Origin of the sequence: Salinicola sp. CR57 (assembly GCF_003206585.1) — a bacterium.
GTDB lineage: Bacteria > Pseudomonadota > Gammaproteobacteria > Pseudomonadales > Halomonadaceae > Salinicola > Salinicola lusitanus.
Genome location: NZ_PZJL01000011.1, coordinates 164,462 through 189,191, shown reverse-complemented (window position 1 = coordinate 189,191; position 24,730 = coordinate 164,462). Strand labels below are relative to the sequence as shown.

General features: G+C 58.0%; 28 protein-coding genes and 1 tRNA gene. 12 read left to right on the top strand and 17 right to left on the bottom strand.

Annotated elements, in window-relative coordinates; genetic code table 11:
* Positions 1–18: 18 nt before the first annotated feature.
* Entirely contained in the window at positions 19–975 is a 957-nt protein-coding gene (locus tag DOM56_RS16265) for a LysR family transcriptional regulator (RefSeq protein WP_110710111.1), read from the bottom strand.
* Positions 976–1,995: 1,020 nt separating this feature from the next.
* Between DOM56_RS16265 and DOM56_RS16260 the strand changes: the two genes are divergently transcribed.
* The 6 genes from DOM56_RS16260 (at position 1,996) to DOM56_RS16235 (ending at position 8,813) form a co-directional block, all read left to right on the top strand.
* Positions 1,996–3,012, top strand: a complete 1,017-nt coding sequence (locus tag DOM56_RS16260) for a DctP family TRAP transporter solute-binding subunit (protein WP_110710110.1) — start codon at positions 1,996–1,998, stop codon at positions 3,010–3,012.
* Positions 3,013–3,101: 89 nt separating this feature from the next.
* Complete coding sequence (locus DOM56_RS16255) at positions 3,102–3,659, top strand: TRAP transporter small permease (RefSeq protein WP_157958261.1); 558 nt, start codon at positions 3,102–3,104, stop codon at positions 3,657–3,659.
* On the top strand, positions 3,659–4,924 hold the full coding sequence (locus tag DOM56_RS16250) for a TRAP transporter large permease (RefSeq protein ID WP_110710108.1): 1,266 nt from the start codon (positions 3,659–3,661) through the stop codon (positions 4,922–4,924). The genes DOM56_RS16255 and DOM56_RS16250 overlap by 1 nt, the downstream gene beginning before the upstream one ends.
* A 55-nt stretch (positions 4,925–4,979) precedes the next feature.
* Complete coding sequence (locus DOM56_RS16245) at positions 4,980–6,146, top strand: iron-containing alcohol dehydrogenase (protein ID WP_110710107.1); 1,167 nt, start codon at positions 4,980–4,982, stop codon at positions 6,144–6,146.
* Positions 6,147–6,313: 167 nt separating this feature from the next.
* The gene (locus DOM56_RS16240; RefSeq protein ID WP_110710106.1) at positions 6,314–7,891 is read left to right on the top strand and encodes an aldehyde dehydrogenase (NADP(+)); all 1,578 of its coding nucleotides are present in this window, start codon (positions 6,314–6,316) and stop codon (positions 7,889–7,891) included.
* Between the two features lie 226 nt (positions 7,892–8,117).
* Complete coding sequence (locus DOM56_RS16235) at positions 8,118–8,813, top strand: aspartate/glutamate racemase family protein (protein ID WP_110710240.1); 696 nt, start codon at positions 8,118–8,120, stop codon at positions 8,811–8,813.
* A gap of 141 nt (positions 8,814–8,954) precedes the next feature.
* Here the strand turns inward: DOM56_RS16235 and DOM56_RS16230 are convergent, their stop codons facing one another.
* The 8 genes from DOM56_RS16230 to DOM56_RS16195 all read right to left on the bottom strand — a co-directional run bounded on the left by DOM56_RS16230 (position 8,955) and on the right by DOM56_RS16195 (position 16,312).
* Positions 8,955–9,179, bottom strand: coding sequence for a DUF4236 domain-containing protein (locus tag DOM56_RS16230; RefSeq protein WP_157958260.1), 225 nt, complete (start codon positions 9,177–9,179; stop codon positions 8,955–8,957).
* Between the two features lie 22 nt (positions 9,180–9,201).
* Positions 9,202–9,528 carry a hypothetical protein gene (locus DOM56_RS16225; protein WP_110710104.1) on the bottom strand — a complete coding sequence of 109 codons (327 nt, stop codon included), beginning with the start codon at positions 9,526–9,528 and terminating at the stop codon, positions 9,202–9,204.
* 62 nt (positions 9,529–9,590) lie between these two features.
* Positions 9,591–10,568, bottom strand: a complete 978-nt coding sequence (locus DOM56_RS16220; RefSeq protein ID WP_110710103.1) for a sugar phosphate isomerase/epimerase family protein — start codon at positions 10,566–10,568, stop codon at positions 9,591–9,593.
* A complete protein-coding gene (locus tag DOM56_RS16215; RefSeq protein WP_110710102.1) occupies positions 10,565–12,001 on the bottom strand; it encodes a flagellar biosynthesis protein FlgA in 1,437 nt (478 codons plus the stop codon). The genes DOM56_RS16220 and DOM56_RS16215 overlap by 4 nt, the downstream gene beginning before the upstream one ends.
* Positions 12,002–12,016: 15 nt before the next feature.
* Entirely contained in the window at positions 12,017–13,570 is a 1,554-nt protein-coding gene (locus DOM56_RS16210; RefSeq protein ID WP_110710101.1) for a tripartite tricarboxylate transporter permease, read from the bottom strand.
* A 24-nt stretch (positions 13,571–13,594) separates the two neighbouring features.
* Positions 13,595–14,086, bottom strand: a complete 492-nt coding sequence (locus DOM56_RS16205; RefSeq protein WP_110710100.1) for a tripartite tricarboxylate transporter TctB family protein — start codon at positions 14,084–14,086, stop codon at positions 13,595–13,597.
* 53 nt (positions 14,087–14,139) lie between these two features.
* A complete protein-coding gene (locus tag DOM56_RS16200; protein ID WP_110710099.1) occupies positions 14,140–15,153 on the bottom strand; it encodes a tripartite tricarboxylate transporter substrate binding protein in 1,014 nt (337 codons plus the stop codon).
* A 118-nt stretch (positions 15,154–15,271) separates the two neighbouring features.
* Positions 15,272–16,312 (bottom strand): 4-hydroxythreonine-4-phosphate dehydrogenase PdxA, encoded by a 1,041-nt coding sequence (locus DOM56_RS16195; protein WP_110710098.1) that lies wholly within the window; start codon positions 16,310–16,312, stop codon positions 15,272–15,274.
* Positions 16,313–16,540: 228 nt separating this feature from the next.
* Here DOM56_RS16195 and DOM56_RS16190 point away from each other — a divergent pair, with 228 nt between their 5' ends.
* A complete protein-coding gene (locus tag DOM56_RS16190) occupies positions 16,541–17,206 on the top strand; it encodes a GntR family transcriptional regulator (RefSeq protein WP_198655817.1) in 666 nt (221 codons plus the stop codon).
* Between the two features lie 622 nt (positions 17,207–17,828).
* Positions 17,829–17,902, top strand: a tRNA-Gly gene (locus DOM56_RS16185).
* Between the two features lie 129 nt (positions 17,903–18,031).
* Here DOM56_RS16185 and DOM56_RS20045 read toward each other — a convergent pair.
* From DOM56_RS20045 to DOM56_RS16175, 3 genes are all read right to left on the bottom strand, one after another.
* The gene (locus DOM56_RS20045; protein ID WP_280951299.1) at positions 18,032–18,157 is read right to left on the bottom strand and encodes a hypothetical protein; all 126 of its coding nucleotides are present in this window, start codon (positions 18,155–18,157) and stop codon (positions 18,032–18,034) included.
* Positions 18,158–18,434: 277 nt separating this feature from the next.
* The gene (locus tag DOM56_RS16180) at positions 18,435–18,683 is read right to left on the bottom strand and encodes a DUF1654 domain-containing protein (RefSeq protein WP_110710096.1); all 249 of its coding nucleotides are present in this window, start codon (positions 18,681–18,683) and stop codon (positions 18,435–18,437) included.
* A gap of 121 nt (positions 18,684–18,804) precedes the next feature.
* Entirely contained in the window at positions 18,805–19,629 is an 825-nt protein-coding gene (locus DOM56_RS16175; protein ID WP_110710095.1) for a manganese catalase family protein, read from the bottom strand.
* Positions 19,630–19,905: 276 nt separating this feature from the next.
* Between DOM56_RS16175 and DOM56_RS16170 the strand changes: the two genes are divergently transcribed.
* Positions 19,906–20,676 carry a Crp/Fnr family transcriptional regulator gene (locus tag DOM56_RS16170; RefSeq protein WP_348627125.1) on the top strand — a complete coding sequence of 257 codons (771 nt, stop codon included), beginning with the start codon at positions 19,906–19,908 and terminating at the stop codon, positions 20,674–20,676.
* Positions 20,677–20,833: 157 nt separating this feature from the next.
* On the opposite strand, the gene DOM56_RS16165 is transcribed toward DOM56_RS16170, so the two are convergent.
* Positions 20,834–21,073 (bottom strand): hypothetical protein, encoded by a 240-nt coding sequence (locus DOM56_RS16165; protein ID WP_110710093.1) that lies wholly within the window; start codon positions 21,071–21,073, stop codon positions 20,834–20,836.
* A gap of 179 nt (positions 21,074–21,252) precedes the next feature.
* Between DOM56_RS16165 and DOM56_RS16160 the strand changes: the two genes are divergently transcribed.
* Complete coding sequence (locus tag DOM56_RS16160) at positions 21,253–21,468, top strand: DUF2945 domain-containing protein (protein WP_110710092.1); 216 nt, start codon at positions 21,253–21,255, stop codon at positions 21,466–21,468.
* A 15-nt stretch (positions 21,469–21,483) separates the two neighbouring features.
* The gene (locus tag DOM56_RS16155; protein WP_110710091.1) at positions 21,484–21,858 is read left to right on the top strand and encodes a DUF6482 family protein; all 375 of its coding nucleotides are present in this window, start codon (positions 21,484–21,486) and stop codon (positions 21,856–21,858) included.
* Between the two features lie 237 nt (positions 21,859–22,095).
* On the opposite strand, the gene DOM56_RS20040 is transcribed toward DOM56_RS16155, so the two are convergent.
* The gene (locus DOM56_RS20040; protein ID WP_280951298.1) at positions 22,096–22,218 is read right to left on the bottom strand and encodes a hypothetical protein; all 123 of its coding nucleotides are present in this window, start codon (positions 22,216–22,218) and stop codon (positions 22,096–22,098) included.
* Positions 22,219–23,108: 890 nt separating this feature from the next.
* Here DOM56_RS20040 and DOM56_RS19770 point away from each other — a divergent pair.
* Positions 23,109–23,309, top strand: coding sequence for a hypothetical protein (locus tag DOM56_RS19770; RefSeq protein WP_157958259.1), 201 nt, complete (start codon positions 23,109–23,111; stop codon positions 23,307–23,309).
* Positions 23,310–23,682: 373 nt separating this feature from the next.
* Here DOM56_RS19770 and DOM56_RS19875 read toward each other — a convergent pair whose 3' ends face one another.
* The 3 genes from DOM56_RS19875 to DOM56_RS16135 form a co-directional block, all read right to left on the bottom strand.
* Positions 23,683–23,832: a hypothetical protein gene (locus DOM56_RS19875; RefSeq protein ID WP_167404622.1), complete on the bottom strand. Its 150-nt coding sequence runs from the start codon at positions 23,830–23,832 to the stop codon at positions 23,683–23,685.
* 78 nt (positions 23,833–23,910) lie between these two features.
* On the bottom strand, positions 23,911–24,108 hold the full coding sequence (locus tag DOM56_RS16140; RefSeq protein WP_110710088.1) for a hypothetical protein: 198 nt from the start codon (positions 24,106–24,108) through the stop codon (positions 23,911–23,913).
* Between the two features lie 169 nt (positions 24,109–24,277).
* Complete coding sequence (locus DOM56_RS16135; protein ID WP_110710087.1) at positions 24,278–24,598, bottom strand: hypothetical protein; 321 nt, start codon at positions 24,596–24,598, stop codon at positions 24,278–24,280.
* Positions 24,599–24,730 lie beyond the last annotated feature (132 nt).

The window sequence follows — 24,730 nt, the reverse complement described above, 5'->3', positions numbered from 1 at the left end:
TGGCCAGTCCCTTCGCTATCAGTTATCCCAAGCGCTGGCGTCATAATCTTTTCCCGCGGATTTGAAGAGTTCGCTAACAAGCAAATGAGCTTCTGGAGACAATTGATAGCCGGCGCGCTTAACGACACCGTGTGGTCCCATCAAAGAGGGTATGTATATGTCTAGACAGGAGAGTATGTCCACGCTAACGCAATATTTTGCGACTTCCTGTGGCACGACTGCCACTAGGGAGGGGTCCTGTTGCAGTAACATGAGAGTGCTAAATGTCGATGATGTCTCTATCGGGTGTCGAATGGCCTCTAGGCCTGCTTCGTTAATGGCATGCTCCAGGGACTGACGCATGGGCATATTGGATGGATACGCAATCCAGGCGACGTCACTAAGGTCCTGCAAATGTAAATTTCTGATGCCTGAAAGCGGGTGTTGCTTGTTAGCAATGACTGCCAGAGGCTCTTCGCTGAGTTCAATGCTGTCGTAGGCTGCTAGCCTTTGCCCCATACTTTCTCGACCGATGGCCAGGTCGATTCTTCCTTGGCTCAATAAACTCATGAGTTTAGAGCTGGTATCCTCGACGATCTCGATCGAAACAGTGGGCTGTATCGCCCTTAACTTTTGAATCGCGTATGTCAGAGAAGGAACGGCTCCCATTATCGTCCCGACAGCGATGTATCCTCCATAGCCTTGCATCAACCCAACGATTTCTTCCCTCATATGAGCCAAGTCACTATAGACTAGACGCGCGTAGCGGATGACACATGCCCCAGCATCATTCGGCTCAATGCCTTTCGTCATACGTTCAAAAAGCTGCATCCCGAGTGCGTCCTCAATTTCGCGCAGTGATTTGGTTGCCCCAGGTTGCGATATAAAAGTGACTTTCGCAGCTTTGTGCAATGAGCGGTGGTCGTCCAAGGCAATGAGTAGTTGCAGGTGCTTGAGGCGCAAACGTGAAATGATGGATTGTAATGATGGAGCCATGTGTTTAATTCTATCCCAAGTTAATGCTGCGTTATATGAAAGAATGATGGATGCTGACTCTAGTGCTGTCTAAAACGACTGATCTCGCCCATGCGGTATTCTCATTAGCCATTCTCTGGCGCGGACTGCGTAGGTCGCAAAAGTCGATAGTGACTCCAGTATTCTGGGTGATCTTGAAATGCCACATCATCTCGCGCCCCTGGTCATAGGCCATGCTCTTCCGAGCGGTCAACGGGATGCGATTCAGCGTCGCTCAGAAGTCTTTCAGTTAGAGGTCGCGGTCGCATCGTTTACCTTCGCCAAGGATCAGGTAATCGCTTTCGGGTCCGACCAGAATACCATCCGCTGATCCGTTGCCCCTGCCTTCGATGAGGTCGCCTTCATCAATGGTCTAGTAATTCGGGTTTTTCTACTTCAGAAAAGATTGAATTAAAACTGACCTGCCAGGCGTTTGATCGCGCCGATCGATGCGTCCACGGCGGAGCTCTTGAGTGGATTTCCCTCGCCGCAAGCGCGGATCAACGCCTTCCCCGGCTCACCGACAGAAGACGGGAGCGCTATAGATTGTTTCGCGGCAGGCGTCGGTGTCTCGAAGACCTGGGGTATTCGTATGCTTGAGCTTGCCGCTGATGTGCACGGAGAACAAGCGAAACCGCGACCTGTGCTGGGTCAAGACGAAGCGAGGAGTTCCTGCAAGCAGCTTGCACGTAGGGCAACCTCTTGGGCGATCCTGGCGACACGGGGCCGGTATTGCGCTCACACGTCGAGGGAGATCTTCTCCTGTTCATGTTGCGATAACGATCAGGTCAATATAAACATAGGTATTATATACTAAAGGTGAAGATGAATTTAGGTTATCGGTGGATCAAGCATATTCATTATTCATGGTTTTAGTCGCTGTGTAGCTTAAGCGCAAAAGCTAACTAGTTAACTGATCTAGTGGCTCGTGCTGTAAATGTGCAAATTGCTGAATTTTTTTGCAATTAGCAAAGTACACAAAAGACAAGATGGGGGTTTGATATGTTTGATAACGCTAAGCAGTATGGTGTGGGAGCGTTGTTTATACTGGGATGTGCTTTTTTTTCAGGCGCAGCCAGCGCAAGTTATAATATTAAAATTGCACATTCGTCACCTGCTGTCGATGATCGACTTGAGAAATCCCTGCAAGTATTTAAGGAGAACGTTGAGAAGCGCACGGATGGTGAGGTTACCATTTCAACCTACCCGGCTAGCCAGCTAGGAGGAGAGAGAGAGCAGCTTGAAGGCGTGCAGTTTGGCTCCATTGAAATGGCGGTGCTCGCTGGGCCGATCTCGAGTATCTATCCTGATATTATGGTCTTTGATTTGCCTTACTTGTTCAAGAACAAGAAGGTGGCCTACGAGGTGCTCGATGGTGATTTTGGGCAGCGTATCTTAAATGGGATGTTGCCTAAGACGGGCATTCGAGCTTTGGCCTGGGGTGAAAATGGCTTCAGGCACTTCACGAATAACGTGCATCCGATTAAGAAGCCTGAAGATCTTGCTGGTTTGAAGATCAGGACGATGGAAAACCCCGCGCACATGGCGATGGTAAAGGACTTGGGTGCTAATCCCACGCCTATGGCTTTCGGAGAAGTCTACTCGGCGCTTCAAATGGGGGTCATTGATGGTGAAGAAAACCCTGTCTCCCTGATAGACAGTATGCGGTTTTACGAAGTGCAGAAATATCTTACGCTTGATGGGCATGTTTATAACCCATTCACGTTTATCGTGAATGATGCTTTTTTTAGCAGCCTTCCGGCAAAATATCAGACGGTTCTGAAAGAAGAGGCAAAGCATTGGAGTGATGTCGAACGACAGCTTAATGCGGAGCAGGCCGAGCGCTCCATTCAAAAGCTGAAAGATTCCGGTATGCAAATAGTTGACTTGAGTGACCAAGATAAACAGGCGTTCCGAGAGGCGACTCAGCCTGTTTACGATATGTATCGTAAACAGTTGGGGGATGCAATGATTGACGACCTCTTGAATGCTGTTGCTGAGGCTGAGTCCAAGAACTGATTGGGGATATGGCTGGGTTCGTGGGACTGGCCCTTGGCTGAGCGTGTTTAGCTGTTTTTCAATATGATATCTTACTTTGGTGTATGTATATGGCTCTCTCCAAATCACTTGAAAAGTTGGATGCTATCTTGACAAGTTTTGAGGAGAGGGCTGTGTATATTCTCCTCGTGGCAATGCTAGCAGTTGTGTTCTTGGGAGTCTTGAATCGTTTTCTGATTCAGCTGCCTTTGCCATGGACGGAGGAACTCGCTCGATACTTTATGATATGGGCGACCTTTGTTGGTGCTGGCCTGGGAGTCAAGCGGGCTACGCATATTTCTATCGATGCTCTAGTGATTATACTTCCCGCGGGTGCTCAACGAGCGGTGGCGCTGCTGGCCAATTTGGTGAGCTTCTTTTTTTGTGCTTGGCTCTTCCATATTGGGATGGACTTTGTAGGCCGTATGATGAGTGCAGGCCAGCTATCTCCTGCCATGCGGATACCTATTTATATCGCCTATGCAGCCGTGCCGTGCGGCTTTTTCCTAATGACTCTTCGGTATTTTCTTAAGTTCTTTGAGTGTTTCGTGAAATCAGATGGGGAAGTCACGCCCCATGGAGCCCCACAGGCCAGTGTGGAAAAATCGCTTGAAAGGGGTGATAAGTAATGACGACTTTGATGTTTGTGGCAATGTTTTCTTTGTTGATAGTAAACATACCGCTAGCGTTGAGTATCGCCTTCGCTTGCTTGGTCGCCTTCGTCTTCTCTTCCCATATGCCTGACTTTGTCACCGTGCAGAGAATGTTTACGGGCCTTGACTCGTTCCCCCTCATGGCAATTCCCTTTTTCCTCCTTGCAGGAAAAATAATGGAGAAAGGCGGGGTCTCTACGCGGCTTGTCAATCTCGGTGCGAGTATCGTGGGATCACTGCCGGGAGGGCTTGCCATCATAGCGCTGCTCGCCAGCATGTTCTTTGCCTCGATCTCTGGTTCCGCTCCCGCTACCGTCGTCGCGATAGGCAGTATCATGGTGCCTGCGATGATTACTGCGGGTTATGATAAAGGATTCTCCATTGCACTCATGGCAGTGGGGGGGACCATCGGTATTATTATTCCGCCCAGTATACCTTTCGTGGTCTATGGGATTTCAGCTAATGTCAGCATAGGTGACTTATTTGTTGCCGGTATCGTTCCTGGCTTGATTGTTGGGTTGTCTTTGATTCTTTACGCATATCTGTATTCTAAAAAGAAAGGATATCGGGGCGCAGAGCCGACGAGCTTCGCCAATTTTGTGGATAAGTTCAAAAAATCCATTTTGGGCTTGGCTATGCCTGTCATAATACTTGGCGGGATTTATAGTGGCGTTTTCACGCCAACTGAATCTGGTGCTGTTGCCTGCATTTATGGGCTGATCATATCCATTTTTGTGTATAGAGAGCTGAAATTCTCCGACCTGAAAGAGATATTTATTTCTTCGGGGCTGACATCGTCCATGGTGCTTCTCATAATTGCGGCCGCCAATATCATGGGATGGGTGTTGACAACAGAACAGTTCCCTCAGCAAGTATCTAGCTGGGTCAATGCTTTCGGTGCTGATCAAGTTTGGTTGTTGATTGCGATAAATGTCATTCTACTTCTGGTCGGTACCTTCCTGGAGTTAAATGCGGCAATCATTCTCCTGGTGCCGATCTTTCTCCCGATACTGGCCCATGAAGATGTTAATTTAATTCACTTTGGCGTGGTCATGATTACCAATTTGGCCATTGGCTTGCTAACACCTCCGTTAGGCGTAAACCTCTTTGTTGCTAAAAGTTTAGATGTGGTTTCTTTTGGTCTGGTCGTTCGAAAAGTTGCGCCATTACTTCTCGTGATGCTGGTGGATTTGTTGCTGTTTACGTTCCTTCCGAAAATCTCTTTGCTGTTCCTGGGGTAAGCCAAGGTTCAGCGTTGGATTGACTTTAACATCCGTAAATTATAGAGGAAGAAAAATGCAAGATTTTCAATTTTATTTTCCGACGACGCTTAAGTCAGGTTTTGGAATGGTCAAGCAAGCAGGAGCGTTGCTGAAACCTCATGTGGAGGGCAAGCTTCTTGTCGTTACCGATCCCGGCTTGATGGGATCTTCTGTTCTGGACAGCTTGTTTGATTCGTTGGAAAAAGCCGATCTTAGTTATGAGGTCTTCTCCGATGTGGAACCGAATCCATCGACAGAAGTATTAGAGAATGCCGTCAGACGTCTCGAGGAGTCTGGCTGCGGTGCAGTTATTGGTGTGGGTGGAGGCAGCAGCATAGATACTGCTAAAGGTGTGGTTGCAATGGCAACGCATCCTGGCAGCATTCTGGATTATGAAGGGTATGGGAAGCTTGTGAATGAACCACTCCCTTTGTTTGCCATTCCTACAACGTCAGGCACAGGAAGTGAATGCACGGCCTCCACAGTGTTTACCAACAAGGAGACGTCATTCAAAACGGCTATCATAAGTCCGCTGCTTTTCCCCAAGATCGCGATCCTTGATCCCGAGCTTACCATGAAGCTCCCGGCGCCCATTACGGCAGCCACAGGTATGGACGCGCTGACGCATGCGATCGAGTCCTATGTTTCCAAACAGGCGAACCCTATTAGCCAGGCCTTGGCTCTCCATGCGATACGGATGATATCCAGCAATATTAAAAAGACGTACTTCGTTGGTAGCGATGCTGTGGCACGTGAAAATATGCTGGTAGCTTCATTTCTTGCTGGCGTGGCATTCACCCAGTCAAAGCTAGGTAATGTTCATGCGATATCACACACGTTTGGCGGAGTTTTCAACATCGCACACGGGGTGGCTAATGCAAGCTTGCTACCCTATGTCGTGAAATTTAATCTAGAGGCGTGTCCCGAATTGTTTCGTGACATTTCGGTAGCTTTGGGGCAGGACGTAGCGGGGCTCAGTGAATATGATGCCGGCGCGAAAGTGATCGACTACATCGTTGATCTGAACAAGATGATCGGAATACCGCAAAACACCAAGGATTTAGGGGTGGACTTGGATATGCTGCCTCAGCTGGTGAGGGACTCAATGCGTAGCGGGAACGTTCTCGTCAATCCTCGCCTAACGAGTTCAGAGGATATCGAGAAGATCATCGTCAATTCTTACAACGGTGTCTTGGATTGATCTGCCTGACAATTTTTGAGCTATTGCCGGCCCTCGCGTGCGCTCGAAGATTGTCATCAGGTCTCTGATTCATAGAGCTTGACGCTCGAGTCATAAATTTTCATGGAGGCGCTGCCAAAGCTCTCATTGAAAATGGCACTGGCAGTCACCGCGAATAAGGATGGGTTATGTCTTGTACAGGAAAGATGTTGATCGGCCAGCAGGCTGTCGATGGTAGTAGCCGTATCATCCATGCCATCAATCCGGCCACCGGCGAGCGGCTCGATCCCGGCTATGCCGGGGGGACTGCTGCGGACGTTGAAAAGGCTGCCCAATTGGCTTGGGACGCTTTCGATGTTTACCGCGAGACCTCGCTCGAGGATCGTGCGGTTTTCCTCGAAACCATAGCCAACGAGATCGAAGCCATCGGCGGTGATCTTATCCAGCGTGCCGTGGCCGAGAGTGGCCTGCCCCAGGTGCGCATCGAGGGCGAACGCAGCCGTACCTGTGGTCAACTGCGGTTGTTTGCCAATGTCGTGCGGGCCGGCGAATGGCTCGACGCACGTATCGACCCGGCATTGCCTGAACGCAAACCCATGGCGCGGGTCGATCTGCGCCAGCGTCATATCGCGCTGGGGCCGGTGGCAGTATTCGGTGCCAGCAACTTCCCACTGGCGTTCTCGGTGGCGGGCGGCGATACCGCTTCGGCGCTGGCGGCCGGTTGCCCAGTGATCGTCAAGGCACACTCTGCGCATCCTGGTACCTCCGAGCTGGTCGGCCGCGCGGTACAGAAGGCCGTCGCCCAGTGCAGACTTCCGGAAGGCGTGTTCTCTGTGCTGTTTGGCTCCGGCAGCGATATCGGCGCGGCGCTGGTCGCTGATCACCGCATCAAGGCGGTGGGCTTCACCGGCTCCCGCAGTGGCGGTACCGCTTTGATGAAGATCGCCCAGCAACGACAGGAGCCGATCCCGGTATATGCCGAGATGAGCTCAATCAATCCGGTGTTCCTGTTCCCGGCGGCGCTGAAAGCTCGTGCCGAGATGCTGGCCGCTGGCTTCGTCTCCTCGCTCAATATGGGCGCCGGGCAATTCTGTACCAATCCAGGTCTGGTGATCGCCGAAAAGAGCGAGGCGTTGGATACCTTCGTGGCCCAGGTCGGCGAGAGAATCATGCAGAGTGCGGCGCAGACCATGCTAACTCCGGGAATCCATGACGCCTATCAGCATGGCGTGAGTCGGCTTTTCCGCCATGACAAGGTACGTGAAGTTGCCCGTGGACAAGCCTGCGAGGGGCCGAACCAGTGCCAATCGGCGCTGTTCGTCACCACTGCGGCCGATTTTATGGCTGACAAGACGCTACAGGAGGAGGTGTTCGGCGCTACCTCTCTGGTTGTCGAGTGTGACGATGGGACGCAAGTCAAACAGGTCGCAGAGATGTTGGAAGGTCAGCTCACGGCCACACTGCAGGTAGACGATGACGACATTGATGCGGCTCGTCAGTTGTTGCCGACGCTCGAGCGCAGAGCAGGACGCCTACTGGCCAACAGTTGGCCGACAGGCGTCGAAGTCGGTCACGCTATCGTCCACGGCGGACCCTATCCCTCCACTTCCGACAGCCGCACGACCTCGGTGGGGAGTGCTGCGATCTTTCGCTTCCTGCGTCCGGTCTGTTATCAGGCGCTGCCGGATGAGTTGCTACCCGAGGCGCTCAAGGAGAGCAATCCGCTGAAACTCAAACGGCTCTATGACGGTAAACGCGAGTCCTGACAGCCAGGCTCCCGCCATTTCTCGAACGTCCGGTTTTATCGGTGAGGACCGTGGTCGGTTGAAACTCCGAGCGGTTGAGGGCGGGATCTTGTCATCATCAAGCGAATCGGCTCTTGGGATAAAGCAGCCTTTGGTCGATTTGGCACTCCCATATTGTCATCCAGCCCTGTCATGCGCCAGAGACTGTATGATAAAGGTGGCAGGAATGACCATGCGGGGAGTCGTGATGAAAACCATCGGTGTACTGGGCGGCATGAGCTGGGAGTCCACCCAGAGTTATTACCGCATGCTCAACGAGGGCGTGCGAGCGCGCCTCGGCGGATATCACTCGGCCAGGATCGCGATGGTGAGCGTCGACTTTGCCGAGATCGAGGCGCTGCAGCAGAGTGGCGATTGGGACGAGGCCGGGGAGAAGTTGGCGTTGGCGGCCCGTCAGGTCGAGACCGCCGGCGCGGAGTGCCTGTTGCTGGCAACCAATACCATGCACAAGGTGGCCGACGCGATCGAGTCGGCTCTGAGCGTCCCCTTTCTCCACATTGCCGATGGCACCGGATCACGATTGCGTGCCAATGGCGTCGAGCAGGTCGGTCTGCTGGGGACGCGCTTCACGATGGAGCAGGAGTTCTATCGAGGCCGGCTGCTCGACGAGCATGGCATCTCCTGCCTGGTACCGTCCCAGGAAGATCGGGACAGCGTTCATCGCATCATCTTCGAGGAGTTGGTCCATGGCGTCATCACCGAGCCCTCGCGGCAGGCGTATCGGGATATCGTCACCAGGCTCCAGCAGCAGGGTGCACAGGCCGTGATTCTGGGATGCACGGAAATCGCCTTGCTACTTCGGCCGCAGGATTGCGACCTGCCGCTCTACGACACGACCGCGCTGCATGTCGACATGGGGCTTGCATTTGCCCTGGGTGAGTAGTCGGTCGCCAGCGCAATCTCCCCCGGATTGACGAGACAATTCAGCCTGATGAAGTGTGCCCGCCGATCGATAATGGCGCCGGGGACTATCCCCTGCGTACTTGCCCGGCCTTCGGGCCGGGGCTTTTTCGATGCCTATCTCCTAACGCCGCTTCTTGTCCGCCTTTCCCGTCCGTGACGTTCTTTTCCATAAAGCCTGCCGGTGGTAAATGCCCGATCCGGGAATACCCGCATGGCTGTGAACGCCGCGACGGCTGATATTCAGGTTGGCGCCGCGGGGGCCGATCGAGAGCGTCGGGCCCTGGCTGTCGAGCCGGATCCGCAAGCCCGGGGCCAGCCGCAGGATGCGGCGAAAGCGAAGTCCCATGGGATATCTCCTGGAAGTCTGTTCACGGTTGACTGCGCCTGACGGCATTCGTTCGGTGGACTTGCCACGCTCGCCACAGCGGGCTGCCGGGGACGATCAGCGCCAGCAGGATGCAGGCGGCCGCGGGGGATAGCACATCGAGGATCGAGTCCGGCGACCAGTGGTGAACCAGTCCATAGAAATAGCCGACCGCATTGGGTCCTCCACCGGCATATTCGTGCTGGGCGATCTCGCGCCCGAGAAACACCGCGACGATCAGCGAACCGCCTACCCAGCGACCGACCAACGGCCATAGCAGGCATTGAAAAGCGACAGCGATGATGGCGTGTTCGAGATGGCTGGTGTTCATGTCGACCTCGTGGACAACCGGTTGGCATCAGCATAGTTGCCCGCGAGGTGCACGGTGGCGCGTCAGTCTCGGCGCGGCTGCCTGACCCGACTGGCGCCCGGGGTAACATTGCGACAGGCGGGCAGGACCCGCTCGCGCAGATAGCGCTGGTTGGCGGCGCAGACGCTGAGGCCGTCACCACCATAGTGCTCCAGGCAGATCACGCCGCGAAAGCCGGCTTCCACGGCGAGTTTCAACGCCTGGCGATAGTTGATCAGGCCGCTCTCCATCGGTGCGGGGAAGGCGACGTAATGGCCTCGTTCGGTGTCCTCGTCGCGCATGTAGTTCTTGGCATGCCAGAAATTCGACCACGGCAGCACCTTGCGCATGGCCTCGAGCCAAGGCTCCACCGGCCGGTGCAGCCGGATCAGGTTGCCGATATCCGGATTCAATCCCACCGAGGCCAGGCCGATCTCCTCGACCATGGCCACCGCCGAGTCGGCACTGCCGAGATAGGTATCCTCGTACATCTCCAGCGACAGCACGATACCGAGTTCGGCGGCGTGCTGGCCGAGTTCGCGGATCCGCGTCACCGCTCTTTGCCACTGTGCCCGGTCGTCGGGGTCATCACGGTGACCCTCCACGGTCCAGAACCAGAGCTGTCGCTGCTGGGCCTCGGTCAATGGTCGATGCAGGCCGATCGAGACGGTGCCGATGCCGAGCCTGGCGGCGGCCTCCAGCGAGCGATGGCTGTAGGCGAGATGGTCGTCGCCATGGCGTTCGTCGATCACGCTCGAGCGCACCACCGAGATCGAGCCGGGTTTCAGGCGTGCCGACTTGATCACGCTGGCGAGTGCGTCCAGCTGGTCGCTCTGCATGTCGCCGGGGCGAAAGCAGTTGTCGGAGAGATCGACGTGGTCGAAGCCGGCCTCGGCGATCTCCTGAAACAGCGGGTGCCACTGTTCGGCGCTGGCCGCCTGCAGTGGCGAGCCATCCGGCAGACGGTTGGAGAACGGCAGCATGGCGGCGGCGATGGGCCAGTCGGCAAGGTCGGTGGTCATCTGGGGGTCTCGATAGTGGCGTGGGTCGATGTCATGGCGTCGGCGAAGAACAGCGCATCCTGGCTCTGGCGCAGCTTCCACAACCATGAGCTTTCGTCGATCGCGACATCGCGCAGGCGGATGGGATCGCCGGCGCGGACAGGGCGCATCAATACCCGGTTGGCGGCAAGATAGTAGGGCAGTGGCGCGTCGTCGCCGAGCGGGCTGGCCGGCACCAGTGCCGACGATACGTGATCGATGCTGTGGTGGTGGCCGTGAGCGGTGAGCGTGGTGCCTTCGGTCAGGTTGGAACCGGCAACGGCGATCAGATCGACATGGGGTCGCGGCTGGCCGACGCTGCTGGGAACGCCGCGGCGCACCATCTCCAGCAGGGTAGTGGCGGCTTCCAGCCCGAGCAGGTGGCGAGGCAGCGGCAGCATCGCACTGTCGCCGCGCCGGCTGACCAGATGGCCTTTCTCGGCCAGCATCTGCCAACTGGTGCGATCATGGCCGCGCACGACCACGAACACGCCGCCGGCAAGGCTGAACTCGTCCGGCCGCCGCAGGCAGTGGAAGACCTCCAGCGCCGGTGTCCGCGTCAACAGGCCCCCGTCGGCGGTCGGCACGAACAGTTCGGCGATCTCGCCGAGACGGGCGATGGGGTAGTGCAGTGACGGACGGTCCGGCATCACGCCGGTCGCGTTGGCGACGATCGCCATCTCGCACAGGTCCGGCACCGCGTGCTGCGGCAGATCAACGGCCAGGCGAGCGCGATCCGCCACCCATTGACGGTGACCCTCGCTGTCCAGGCCTTCGGGCAGATCCCAGCGCTCCCCGAAGCCGCGGACGTCGATGCGTTTGCCGTTGCTGGTCAGGGTTTCCGTCGATGGGTCGAAGACGAAGTCGTATTCGCTCGACTTGCCGGCAGCGAGGATCTCCAGGCCCACCGTTTCGGCCCAACTGACCAGGCCGATCGCCAGCGCCGGCTGATCGCCATCCACCGGGCTGATCACGCAGCCGCGCTTGCGAGCCATGGCCGCCAGGCCGGGGCCGACCACGCTGTCGACTTCCTTGGTGACCAGGGCCACATGATGGCCGGCTTCCAGCGCGAGCGCGGCATGGCGGGCGCCGGCTTCGGGGTGACCGGTGGCCTCGATGACGACGTCCAGGGGAAGTTCGATCACCGCCTCCAGCCGGTCGCCGACGATCCAGTCGCCTCGGTCCCAGGCACGGCTGGCCTCTGCCGGCGTCCGGCAGTGCCGGATTCGGCCCGGTTCGATACCGGCGTCGACCAGCGCCTTTGCCGCAAGCGCCGGATCCAGGTCGATCACCACGCGCGCCTCCATGGCTTCCAGATGCCGGGAATGGAGGATGAAGCTGCGGCCGAAGCCACCCGAGCCGATCACGCAGCAGCGAATCGGGGCGTCACCATCGAGATAGTGGGAGAGGTGCATCGCTGTTTCCTTGTCTCAGGGGCGGGAGTCGGGCGTCGCCGGCTTCGAGGCCTGCGGTTTCTGGCGCTGCAGCCGTCGCCGCCAGCCTCTCAGCCCCAGCATGCGGGAGAACAGCGGCCACACCAGCATCAATACCCCGAGTCCCATGATCGTGCTGACCAGCGAGTTGGACCAGAATACGGTCAGCGAGCCGTCGGACATCACCATCGACTGGCGGAAGGCTTCCTCGGCGCGATGGCCGAGCACCATGGTCAGCACCAGCGGGGCGACCGGGTAATCGAGCTTCTTGAACAGGTAACCCAGCAGGGCGAAGAACAGCAGCAGCCAGAAATCGAAGGTGGAGTTGGCGACCTGATAGACGCCGGTGAAGATGACCGCCACGATCACCGGGCCAATGATGGCGAAAGGCACCCGCAGGATCGAGGCGTAGAGCGGGACCGTCGCCAGTACCAGAATGACCGCGACCACGTTGCCCAGGTACATGCTGGCGACCAGACCCCAGACGAAGTCGGGGCGGGTGATGAACAGCATCGGCCCGGGCGTCAGCCCCCAGATCATCAATCCACCCATCATCACCGCCGCCGTCGCCGAACCCGGCACGCCCAGTGCCAGCATCGGCAGCAGCGCGGAGGTTCCGGCGGAATGGTCCGCCGCTTCCGGCGAGACGATACCATTGGGCTCGCCCTTGCCGAAGCGTTCGGGGTGGCGGGAGAAGCGCTTGGCGATGCCGTGGCTCATGAACGAGGCAGCGGTCGGCCCGGCGGGCGTGATGCCCATCCAGATCCCGATCAGGATGCTGCGGACCAGCGACGCCCAGTAACGCGGCAGCTCGGCCATGGTTCGCAGGATGTCCCGGACCCGAATGCGGCTCTTGATACCGTTGAAGCTCAGGCCCTCTTCGGTGGTGACCATGAGTTCGGCGATCCCGAACAGCCCCATGACCGCCACCAGGAAGCTGATGCCTTTGACCAGATCGGGAATGCCGAAGGTCAGGCGAAGGCCGCCGGAAACGCTGTCCATCCCCACCGTGGCGAAGGCCAGTCCCAGCATCATCGAGACCAGTGTCTTCGAGGGCGCGCTGGAACTCATGCCGATGAAGCTGCAGAACGCCAGGAAGTAGACCGCGAAGTACTCCGGCGAGGAGAACTTCAGGCCGAACTGGGCCACCGAGCTGGCCAGCAGCGTGATCATCACCACGCCGGCGAGCGCACCGAGACCGGCGGACATGAAGGCCAGGGTCAGCGCACGGGTCGCCTCGCCATTGCGTGCCATCGGGTAGCCATCGAAGGTCGTGGCGACCGACGAGGGTTCTCCCGGGATATTGAACAGAATCGAGGTGGTGGAGCCGCCGAACAGTGCCCCCCAGTACATGCAGCTCAGCAGAATGATGGCCGACACCGGATCCATGGTGAAAGTCAGCGGCAGCAGCAACGACACGCCGTTGGGGGCGCCCAGCCCCGGCAGCACGCCGACCAGCATGCCCAGCATCACGCCAATCACCATGATCAGCAGATGATTCCAGGTCAGGATGGTGGCAAAGCCATCCATCAGCAGCGATAGGTTGTTCATGGTGCGATCCCCTGAAACGGGCGCTTAGTAGATGCCGAACGCGTGCTCCAGGGGGCCTTTCAGCAGCGGCACCTGGAATACGAGTTCGAACAGCAGGTAAAAGCAGACGCTGATGGCCACGCCGCTGACCAGCGATTTCCACCAGGCGTAATGGCCCTGGAGGCGCATGGCGAACAGCACGTACAGCGTGGTCCCTACATAGAGTCCCAGCAGTAGCGAGATCACGGCGAAGCCGAGGATCGGCAGCACGAATCTGGCGAGGGACTTGAGCCGGGCGGCATCCAGGAATATCTCGTCCTTGTGGCGATGCCCGACGATCGTTCGCAGCAGATTGACGACGCTGCCGGCGACGATCAGCACGCCGATCCAGAACGGGAAGTAGCCGGAGTCCGGGCCGCTCGGGGTCCACCCGGTACCGACCTGCCAGGCGCCGTAGCAGATCGCGAGACCGATCCCGCCGGTCAGTAGCGCCGTGGCGATCTCCATGCTGTAACGGGAAATGCCGTTGTGGGTCATGCTGATTCCCTCCGAGGCGTGGCGGGCGCCAGTGGCCGCCCGCCGGCATGGGCTCAGGAAGCGTTCCAGCCTTCCTGTTCGAACACCTTCTTGACGCTCTTGGCGTTGTCATCGATGTACTGCTGGAGTTCGTCGCCAGTCAGGAATCGGCTGGTCTGCACGGTTCGGGTGGTGTAGTCCTTCCATTCAGGTGTCTCGCTGACCTTCTTGAGCAGCTCCTGGTAGTAGGTCACCGCCTCCTCGGGGGCGCCCGCCGGCAGCCAGACGGTCCGCGGCATGCGGTATTCGCTGATATCGATACCCTGGGACTGGCAGGTGGGGATATCGCCCCAGCCCTTGCCCTGGTAGACGGGCTCGCCCTTGGGAAGCTGTTCCGGGCTGAACACGCACAGCGGCTTAACCATGCCGGCCTGCCACTGACCGAGGTTCTCGTTGGGATTGTTGACGTTGGCGTCGACATGGCCGCCGGCCAGTTGCACCAGCGCCTGGCTGCCGCCGTTGAAGGGCACGTAGCGGAAATCGGCGCCAGTGGCTTCCTCGATCATGCTGACCAGTGTCTGGTCGGTGTCCTTGGATTGGCTGCCGGCGAACTGCATCTTGCCGGGGTTCTGCTTGGCGGCATCGATGAAATCCTTGGCACTGGCGTAGTCGGCGTCGCCGTTCACCCAGATCAGGAATTCGTCCATGGCCATGGCCGCCACCGGTTGCAGGTCGTCGGCGGCGTAGGGCATTTCCCCGACTTCGGGCAGCAGGTACTCGTTGTTGGTACCGAACGTCAGCTTGTAGGGATCATCCGGGGAAGAGGCCGAATAGACGTAGCCCTCGGCGCCGCTGCCTCCGCCCTTGTTGGAAACGATGATCGATTTGTCCATCAGCTTGTGCTTGCCGATGATCGATTGCACGGTGCGCGCGAAGGTGTCGGTGCCGCCGCCGGCGCCGGAGGTCACCACGAACTCGACGGGGCGTTCCGGTTGCCAGGCGAGCGCGCTCCCGGAGACGGTAAGTGCGGCGAATAACAGAGCCAGAGGCTTGAGCTGATGGGCGGAAAGGGGGTTGCGCTTGTTCATGGCGTTTCTCCTGTCGGTTCTTGCGTTGTTGCTCTTGTTGATGACGCTCGTGAGCTATGTCGAATCGGACTTGCCACTACCTTTCAGCGCCACTGGCGGAAGCCGCGGCGATGAAATTTCAGACGGCCGCCTTGCGCGCCTGGTCGGCCATGCGCGCGGCGAGCAGCAGCGCCTGTCGGGAGGCGCCCAGGTCGGCGATGCCGCGACCGGCGATGTCGTAGGCCGTTCCGTGAGCCGGCGTGCAGACCGGGAACGGAAGGCCGCCGAGCATCGTCACGCCACTATCGAATCCCATCATCTTCATCGCGATCTGCCCCTGGTCGTGGTACATGGTCAGTACCGCGTGGAAGCCCTCTTTCACGGCGCGAAGGAAGACGGTGTCGGCGGGGAAGGGGCCTTCGACCTCCAGCCCCTGTTCGCGGGCGCGGCGGATCGCCGGCTCGATGATGTCGATCTCCTCCATGCCGAAGCTGCCGCCGTCGCCGGCGTGAGGATTGAGGCCGGCGACGGCGATGCGCGGGTGGTCATGCCCCGCCTGCTGCAGGCAGCGATGGGTCAGTGTCAGCTCGTCGATGATCGATTCCGGGCTCAGGGCGGCGGCGACGTCTTTCAGCGGGATGTGGGAGGTGACCCGCGCATTCCAGACCGATTCGAGAATATTGAACTCGCGAGCCTTGCCGTCGAAGCCGATGGCGTCCGCCACGAAGCGAATCTCGTCGTCATAACCGGGATTGGCGTAGCGCATCGCCTTCTTGTTGAACGGCGTGAAGCAGACCGCGTCGACCCGACCGTCGTGGGCCAGCGCGAGCGCGCGGCGAAAGTTGGCCGAAGCGAACGCACCGCCGGCCGGGGTCGCCTCGCCCGGGTCGACATCCTCCGGCGCCAGGTTGGCAAGATCGAGAAATGCCGGTGTGCTCGCAAGATCGGCAAGCGGGCTCTGCTCGTCGATGGCATGTAGCGTCGGCGAGAGACCGGCGGTGCGGGCACCCTCGTCGAATATTCGACGGTCGCCGATGATGACCAGGCGTGCGGCTCGCTTGATGGTATCGTCTGCGGCCAGCCTGGCCGTCAACTCGGGGCTGATGCCTGCGGGATCGCCCATGGCCAGGGCGATGATCGGCAACTCGGGCGCGGCTTTGCGCGATGATGAAGGCGTCATGGTATCTCCTGGTCTTCGAGGCGGAGTGCCTGCTTGAGAGGAGATTGCGCCCAAAACCAAAATGTATACATTATACGTTGGTATTGAGGCGAAGGCCTCGGCTAGCGCAGTATGATGTCAGCACGCTTTTCGGCTGAGCAGGGTCGCGCAGGGACGGCCCACGGCTGAATCGAGACATTACAGGCGCCTATTTCGATCAACGGTTCCCTACCCATGAAGAGATCAGCCATGTCCGACACGACATCGCCGCGTTCCGCGATTGCCAGGCACTCGCTTCACGATGCGATCACCAGCCATCTCCGCGACATGATCATCGAGGGTGAGCTCGAGCCGGGAAAACGGATCTACGAGGGCCCACTTTGCGAACGGCTCGGCGTCTCGCGGACGCCTCTGCGAGAGGCACTTCGCTATCTGGCCAGCGAGGGGCTGGTGGAACTGACGCCACAGCGTGGCGCCTCGGTTCGCCGTTTCTCGGCAAAGGATATCCAGGACATGCTGGTGTTGATCCGTACGCTCGAAGAGCTGGCAGGACGCCTGGCCTGTGCCGAAGCGAGCGACGAGGAGATCGCGTGGGTGCGGGAGCTGCACAACGAGATGCTGGAACATTATCGCGAAGGGAACCGGCTCGACTATTACAAGACGAACCAGCGCATTCACTCCGCCATCGTGGCGCTGAGCCACAATGAGTCGCTGGTTCAGGTTCATGGTTCACTTCAGTCGAAGCTCAAGCGGGTTCGGTTCATCGGGCACGAGGGAGAGGAGAAGTGGGCGGCCGCCGTTGCCGAGCACGAATCGATGATCGACTCTCTCGAGCGGCGGGATGCGACAGCGTTGGTGGCGGCATTGAGCGAGCATCTGGAGCACGCCTGGGAGAGGGTGCGCGACGTCGTCTAACGGGTGCGCTGAAGCCCCGGAATCAGGTCAACGAGCGGGACAGATATATAAGAGTGATTCTATTTTGTCGGCAATCTCTTACAAAAAAACAGATCATTGGCTCTATTTCCCTCCGTATGGAGAAGATAAGATCGAGATTCGTTGTAGATCCTTGGTTCCCCGACTTTGGTCGGGGATTTTTTTGACGCTTCTTGATGACTTTTCCTACCTTTACTTCCCGTTTTTGCGACTTTATCTCCCGCCGGCCGACATGGACTGCCGTTACAAATCGCTGCTGAAAAACCTCTCATTACTTAATCCGCGTTGATTTTAAAATCGTTTTTATGGGTCAGTGATCGGCTTATTCCCTAGCGGACTTGTGTCTTCGATTGCGTGACGATAGAGCTTTTCACTGTCGGCCAGGGAAAAGATATCAAGGCACTCGCCAAGGATGGTGGCGCCAGGGAGTCGGGATTCAGTTCCCAGGGGCCGTCAGTTGGTCAGGCGAAAGCTGATCGAGAGCCCGGTCCACCTCAGGAGGACCGGGCTCTCTCTTGTGGATCGCCGGCGTACGACCGGGAAAGACGGCGGCAAAATGCAGGCTTGCAAAGGCCCAGTTCCCGGCTTTACGATCTAGCCCGTGGCGGGTGTAGCTCAATGGTAGAGCAGAAGCTTCCCAAGCTTAAGACGAGGGTTCGATTCCCTTCACCCGCTCCATTCCAGTAATCAGACCCGTCCATAAATATCCTTTTATCCCCCTCCAACCCGCGCGGTTACTGGGCTAGCCCGTTTTAATACGTCCAGACATCGACTCTGGTAGCCATAATCCTCTTGTATGGCCAGGTCTCAGCCATGCATGGAAGAGGGACGAACCGCGATCAGATCGAGCGGCGCCCGCTGGCGGATACCGCACTCGCCAAGCTCGAACCCGAGTCTCGAGAGTATCGCGAAGGTCTCGGTCTCGATTGCCACTATTTCGTATCGCCGCCTCCGGCCGGAAGCGGTGGGGCTCGGTCCGCCGGCCACCGGCCGATCACTTGGATTGGACTTGGCGGCGACCCCGGCCCACCGGCTCGGTGGGCCCGTGCTCGGGCGCAAGAGGCGATCGACCGTGTGACGTTCGGACCCGGCGCCGTCTTGAGCTAGTCGTGCGCGGGTGGCCGCAAGCCCGCGTGGACTTCGCCGGCGGCGAGGGAGCTCGAGGAGGGCGGCGCGCCCAGGGCGGCCTGGCCGACATCGACAACGGTGATCATGACGCCGCTTCCGTTTCCGCCGCGTTCCAGGTGACCAGCGCTTCGGCCGCGCCGACACGATCGACCGAGACGTCTTCCAGTTCCTCGAACTCGTTGAGCATACGCTCCCAGGCGATGGGATCGTCCTCGTCGAAGCGGTAGACGGTGACAGCATACTGCTCGCGATCGCGCGCCCGGGCGATCTGTCGCTGGATGCGGCGGGTCAACTGCTGATACGACGCGGCGGCTTTGAACTGTGTAGACATGACTGGGTGCTCCCTGAGGATGCTGGATGTGCATACAGTATCAGGCTGGCGTAGGCGTGGCCAATGGGTTAGGGGATAGGGAATTGAAGGCCCATCGTGGCGATGGGCCGAAGGTGAGAAATTACATCTGTTCGTTTTGGGCGCCAGAGCCTTTACGCGCTTTGCCGAGGGAGGGCTCCTGGCCCTCCGGCTCCGGCTGCTGACGTGTTGAGTACTCCGCTCGGCCGTCTAGCGACGGACCCGTGTTCCAGCGCCCCTCAGGCGCCTTCTTGTCGGTCAGGGTGTTGAGGTAGTAGTAGGCGTGCTCTGTCGCTTCGTGAGCCTTGGGGGTGGAGTTCGGAATCGGCAAATTCTTCTCGAGTCCGCCCAGCTCTTCGATCACCGCGAGCCACTGTTGTTGATGGTAGGTGTCACGGGCGATAAGGAACGAGAGAAAGTCCTTCATGCCCTTGTCGTCGGTCCAATTGTAGAGCCGCGAGGCCAGGACGCGGCCACCGGACTCCGCCGCAACGTTGGCCATCATGTCCGCGGCGATGTTGCCGGTCGCATAGACATGGCTCATATCGAACGGTACGCCGTTGGCATTGACCGGCATTGCCGACAGCCCGGACGACAGCAGGTGGCGAGGATTGGCGCCGCCAAGTATCGCGTTGATGATGGGGTCCTTGGCCGACTCCTCCTGATAGGAGACAGGGGCACCTTCCAGGTTGAGCGCGACGGCGTGGCCGAGCATTTCGATGTGAGAGAGTTCTTCCGTTGCCGTCGACATGAGCAAGTCGCGGATGCGGTCATCGCCGCGTGCTCCCATGGCCTGGAAGAAGTACTGCATCGCAACGCGGATCTCGCCCTCGACCCCGCCGATCGCTTGCTGCAAAAGCATCGCGAACTGGGGATCGGGCTTGTCGACTTTTACGGGGTACTGAAGCTTCGATGAATGCTGGAACATGATGTTCTCCGCAAATGTTGGACCGCGAAATCGCGGCCACCCTGCGAGGCTAAATCAACGCGGAGGGGAGGCTCCCAACATACGTTAAGCTCGAGTGCCATTGGTGCTTTGTCTCCTACGAGGGAGGAGATACTTTACGCCCAACTCCTGTCCGGTCCCGGCTCGGACCCAGAACACGGCGAGTGAAGCAGGATGTAGCGGCCGAACCGGGTAGCCGAGGAACTCGCTGCCGCTCACAGCGAAAGGCACAGCATCGGCTATTCTCAGGTAGTTATCTTGGCCCAATCCTCTGATGTGAACTTGCTTATGACCCGCTCAATTTCGCCGAACGATTTGCTGATCCGAAGGCTGCAAAGTATTCATCCCGTATCGAATGAAGAGATCCGAGCGCTTAGAGATTTGCCCTTGGAAATAGCATCGCTGGAACCGGGTCACGACATCGTGCGCATGGGAGAGCGGCCCACGCAGTGCTGCGTGGTGATCGAGGGCTTTACCTGCATCTACAAACTGACGTCCGACGGCGGGCGTCAGATCATGGCAATCCATGTCCCGGGGGATATTCCCGATATTCAGAGCCTGCACCTTGGGGTGATGGATTTTGGCCTCGCTCCGATCAGTTCCTGCACCGTGGGCTATATCCCCCACGAGAAGATACGACAAGTGTGCGATACCTACCCTCGGTTGGGGGTTGCCCTGTGGCGCGAGACGTTGATCGACGCGGCCATATACAGAGACTGGATGCTCAACATTGGTCAGCGTGAGGCCTTTGGAAGGGTGGCGCATCTGGTCTGTGAACTGATGATGCGTCTCAAAGCGGTAGGCCTTACGGAAGGGAGCTCCTTCGAGTTTCCAGTCACTCAAGCGAATCTGGCCGATGCCTTTGGCATCAGCTCGGTCCATATGAGTCGAGTCTACGGAATGCTCGCCAAACAGGGACTTCTCCAGGTGACTCGAACTCATATCACCGTGCTCGACTGGGACGAGCTCCAGGAGGCGGGTGACTTCGATCCCACTTACCTTCATCTCGAAAGGAGCGCCCCAGCGTAAAGGAGAGTGCGACGCGCGGCGGGGGGGCACCTCAATGATGGCGATCCTTTCCTCCCGATGCCCGGAAAGGCCGCGACGGTGACGCAATGGGCGGCTGGACGAAAAAAGCCGCTCATGGTGAGCGGCCGAAGGGAACAGTGTGAAAGCTGGTATTGACTCAAGCGGCAGAGGCCATTGTCCGCATCCACGCTTTATCGCGGGACATTTCGATCAGCAGTTCCAGCGACTGACTCAGGGTGTGCATGCGGTGGTTGCGCGAGGCAAAAGCGAACTGGTGATCCCGGGTGCCAATGAACTCGCCACATCCCAGGCAATTGATCTCGTCCCAGTCTCGGGCGGTATCGTTTGAGGCTGCTTCGTGGTGCCCGCAGCGTGGGCAGGAAATCTCGTGTTTCATGATAGCCATCCTTGGCTTCCCGCTGGCCGGTCTTCCTGACCGGTCGATGTCTGGTTGGTGCTCCTGAACTGGGCCCGCGGCTCAAGTCTCCGTCAGCGATCCGTGCCGACGAAAGCATCATGGCATGATGAAATAAATTGTACAAGATTGTCGTTGTGTACAGGAAAGGGATTTCAGACATGTCGGACTACAAGCAGCGCGAGTGGGTCAAATGGAAGTGGGGCGACAACTGGGCGGAAGGTCAGGTGACCCGGAAGTACCAGGAGAAAGTCACCAGGAAACTGCAGGGCACCGAGGTGACAAGGAAGGGTACCAAGCAAACGCCGGCGTATCTGATCAAGCAGGAAGACGGCACCCGGGTGTTGAAGCTTCATTCCGAAATCGAGAAAGCCTAGCCAAGGATGGTAGCCATGAAGTTCTCGAAATTTGTACAACTTGCACGTGATGGGCAGATCTCGGAGCTCCACATCGAGTCTGTCACGCCGCAGTCCTTCCGTTTTCGCGCCGTCGCTGAGGGGTACGCTGTCGCCCTTCGCGATGAGCAGGGAAGGCAGATAAGCGACCGGTCCCTGGGACACGCGAAGCAGAGGCTTCGAAACGTCAGGGGGCTCGAGAAACTGCCGCTCTATCTCGTCCAGCAGCGGTCCGGCTCGATCATGGTCGGCAACACGGCCTATAGCACCTCACACAAGACCCCGCTTACGCTGGATGCATCGCCCTTGAGCGTTGCCATCAGAGTTGTCGGAGAGACGGTTGGGACGGCTGACGCCCAGGCGACCCTGTAATGAGGACAAGCTGCTCTGACCAGTTGTAAAACGTGGGAGTGAAGCGCCCCAGCCTGGGCGCTTTTTTCGTGCCTGCGATCAGCGCTCGGCGTTGTCCCGTACATACCGGGAGATCTGACCCGGCAGCGTACCGAGACGTTGAAGAGCTACTCGCGGTGCGAGGAGGGCGATGTGAGTTGCCCAGTGCCCAGGCAGTAGAAATCTTCCTCGTGGCCGGTTCCGCGTCGGTCCCTGAAGCTATTCACGATGTATGGGAAGGGTGATCTTGAGGTTCTTCACCTCATCCCCTTCTTTCCAGATATTGCAGGGGAAGTCGAAGTGATATTCGGCCTCGGCCCTGAGCATATCGATTCGGCGCACGAGGGCATTCCGGTAGAAGAACGTGCTAGCTGGTATGGTACGGCACATAACTTTGTCAGAGTGTGTGATGCGGATAGGGAATGATTCATTCTGAGTGTCTTGCCATTCTACGACGAATGGCTCGAGCCCCGTTTCGACGAGGCGTTGAGCTTGCCTCTGATTTAATCGCATCGTCGTGTCTCCTCCTTGAGGGCAGCTTAGACTTTTAATGTAAGCTAAACGCTACTGGCTGATAAAGGGCGCTCGAGCCTTGCCGCTATTGCTATGACATAACAGGCGGCACTAGGTTTAAGTTGAAACTGACTAACAATGGAGCATTCCTATGTTTCAAGATATTTGTGCTCGCTCTGAATGCGACGGCAAGGGCACTAACCAATTCACCGAAGGGGTAGCGAAGCGGCGCTGACAGCGAGCCTGCACGACCGGCCATGTTGACGGGACCGGAGGCCGAGGGCGTGAGGTCGCGGATGAGAGAAGACACGGTCACCATCGCCGGAGCTTGGCGGATAGGCACCCTTATGGGGCATTCGTGCAGTGATGGATTATCTGTATGGCTGAGTGTAAGGACGGCGAAAAAAATGCCTTGGGAGTTCGAAAAACCGCCGCTGTTCGATTCCCTTCACCCGCTCCAGCCGATCCCGGCTGTCGTTGGCGCCTCTTCCTCCCTACTGGGGCCTAGCCTCCTCGATGCCTCAATCCACCAGACGCCGCTTCAGCAGTGCCTTCATGACCTGTGCTGGTGTCTCTCGGGGATATGGCGAATCGTCTCGCGAAAGGCGGTCTTCTGCTCTACCGGCCGGGACCGTCGCCTGGGGTGACGTCGAGGAGAAATCGCTCTCCTTGAAGTGTCGCTCCGTCGGCTCGATCTGAGGCGGAAGTGTACTGGGTGAATGAATATTGTGCTGCCATTCATAACGCGCGTCTTTGAGTCGCTGGCGGTGATGATGGCGATTCAGCCACCTGGCTTCTTCGATGGCGGCGGGGCGATTGAAATAGACGTTCATGCATGCCCCCTCCTGCTGGAAATCGGCGACCACGAAATGTTCCATCAGGGTATTGGGGTTGACGGTTCTAACGAAATAGCGGTTTGACATGCGCTTGCTCCCACCTTAGCCAATGCTCGACCGTGTCTTCTATCTAGGAGTACGCATTTAGCTTTCACCTGGATGCAGATTAGATATTAGCTTTTTTGTCACACTAGTGTGAAGCGAAAGTAACAAGACCAGGGAAGGGATTGATCTTACAAGCGATTTTAAAGTGCATTATCGTCATCTCAATAACCGGGGGGTGAATTTCCAGGAATCGACGCCTTAGTTGGCAAAATTGACGTGGCGTTCCAGCCAGTACCAGACGAGATCCCAACAAGCATCATCGGCACCGGATCGATTCCATGTCGGAACGATGCACTTCCGACACACGGTTCGTCGCAATAGGGCGTCATTTGTCGCTGACTGCCGACTGGCCTCAGCGAGAGTCGGGGCCTGTATCGGGCGCCGTTCCCTTCTTGCGGCGCTGATACTTATCGTAGGCCTGCTTGGCCGTGCGTTTGGCTTTCTCACGGTTTTCCGGTTTTCTCAACCAGTTGGCGATGGCGGCGCCTATCATCTTCTTCATGACATCATCCCGATCGGTGGTGCTGGGTTCTTTACCACGGTGAGTACGGTGTTCAAATCTTCATTCGTCACGACCCCACTAGTCGACGCTACCGATGGGGGCCGTATCGTTGCCGTTGAGGCGCTCAGCCTCCATTTCGGCCTCCTCCGGAAAGGCGTGACGGGACATGATCCAGCAAGGCTCGGCGCCATCGTCGTAGCGTTGATCGACCACGAGCCACTCTGGTGCCTGCCGTGTTTCATTGATTGCTGAGTGGCGAACGACGAACGAGTTCAAGGTGAACGCTCCTCTTTGGGCTGATGGCTCTCACCGGGCGTTGCGGCATGCCCTGCCGGTTGCCCTTTAAGACACCGACCCGAATCGGTCTCGCAACCTGGCGCGGCTCTACGCTATCTCGGTGCATAAAAAAAGGGGCCGAAGCCCCTCGGCTATTGCCAGTGACTCATCACTGACTTTCGATGGCATCGCCAGCCGCGTCGCTGTGACCCTCGGAGTTGATGTCGTCGAGGTCGTCGGATTGCTGAATGTCCGTCTTTTCATCCGTCTCGGCATCGACCGCATCCATGGACTGATTGGCGGCATCGCTGTGACCGCTGGCCTTGTCCGAGGCTTGACCGCCCTCGGTCGTGACACCACTGCCAGAAGCCATGGGCTGCTCGTTCGCCTGCTCGGCTTCTTCCATGGCATCACTCTGTGCAAAGGTGCTGCCGGCGACGCCCATCAGCAACATGGCGGTCATCGCTGAGGTAATCAGATGCTTTCTCATGACAAATTCCTTTTGTGTAGGCGATGTTTGTTGCGATATGCAACTCGAAGCACTTTCACTGTAGCCCATAAATGGAATTCGGCGAGAAAATTGACGGTACGAACGCTCATGGGGACCTTGAAGTGACGGTCG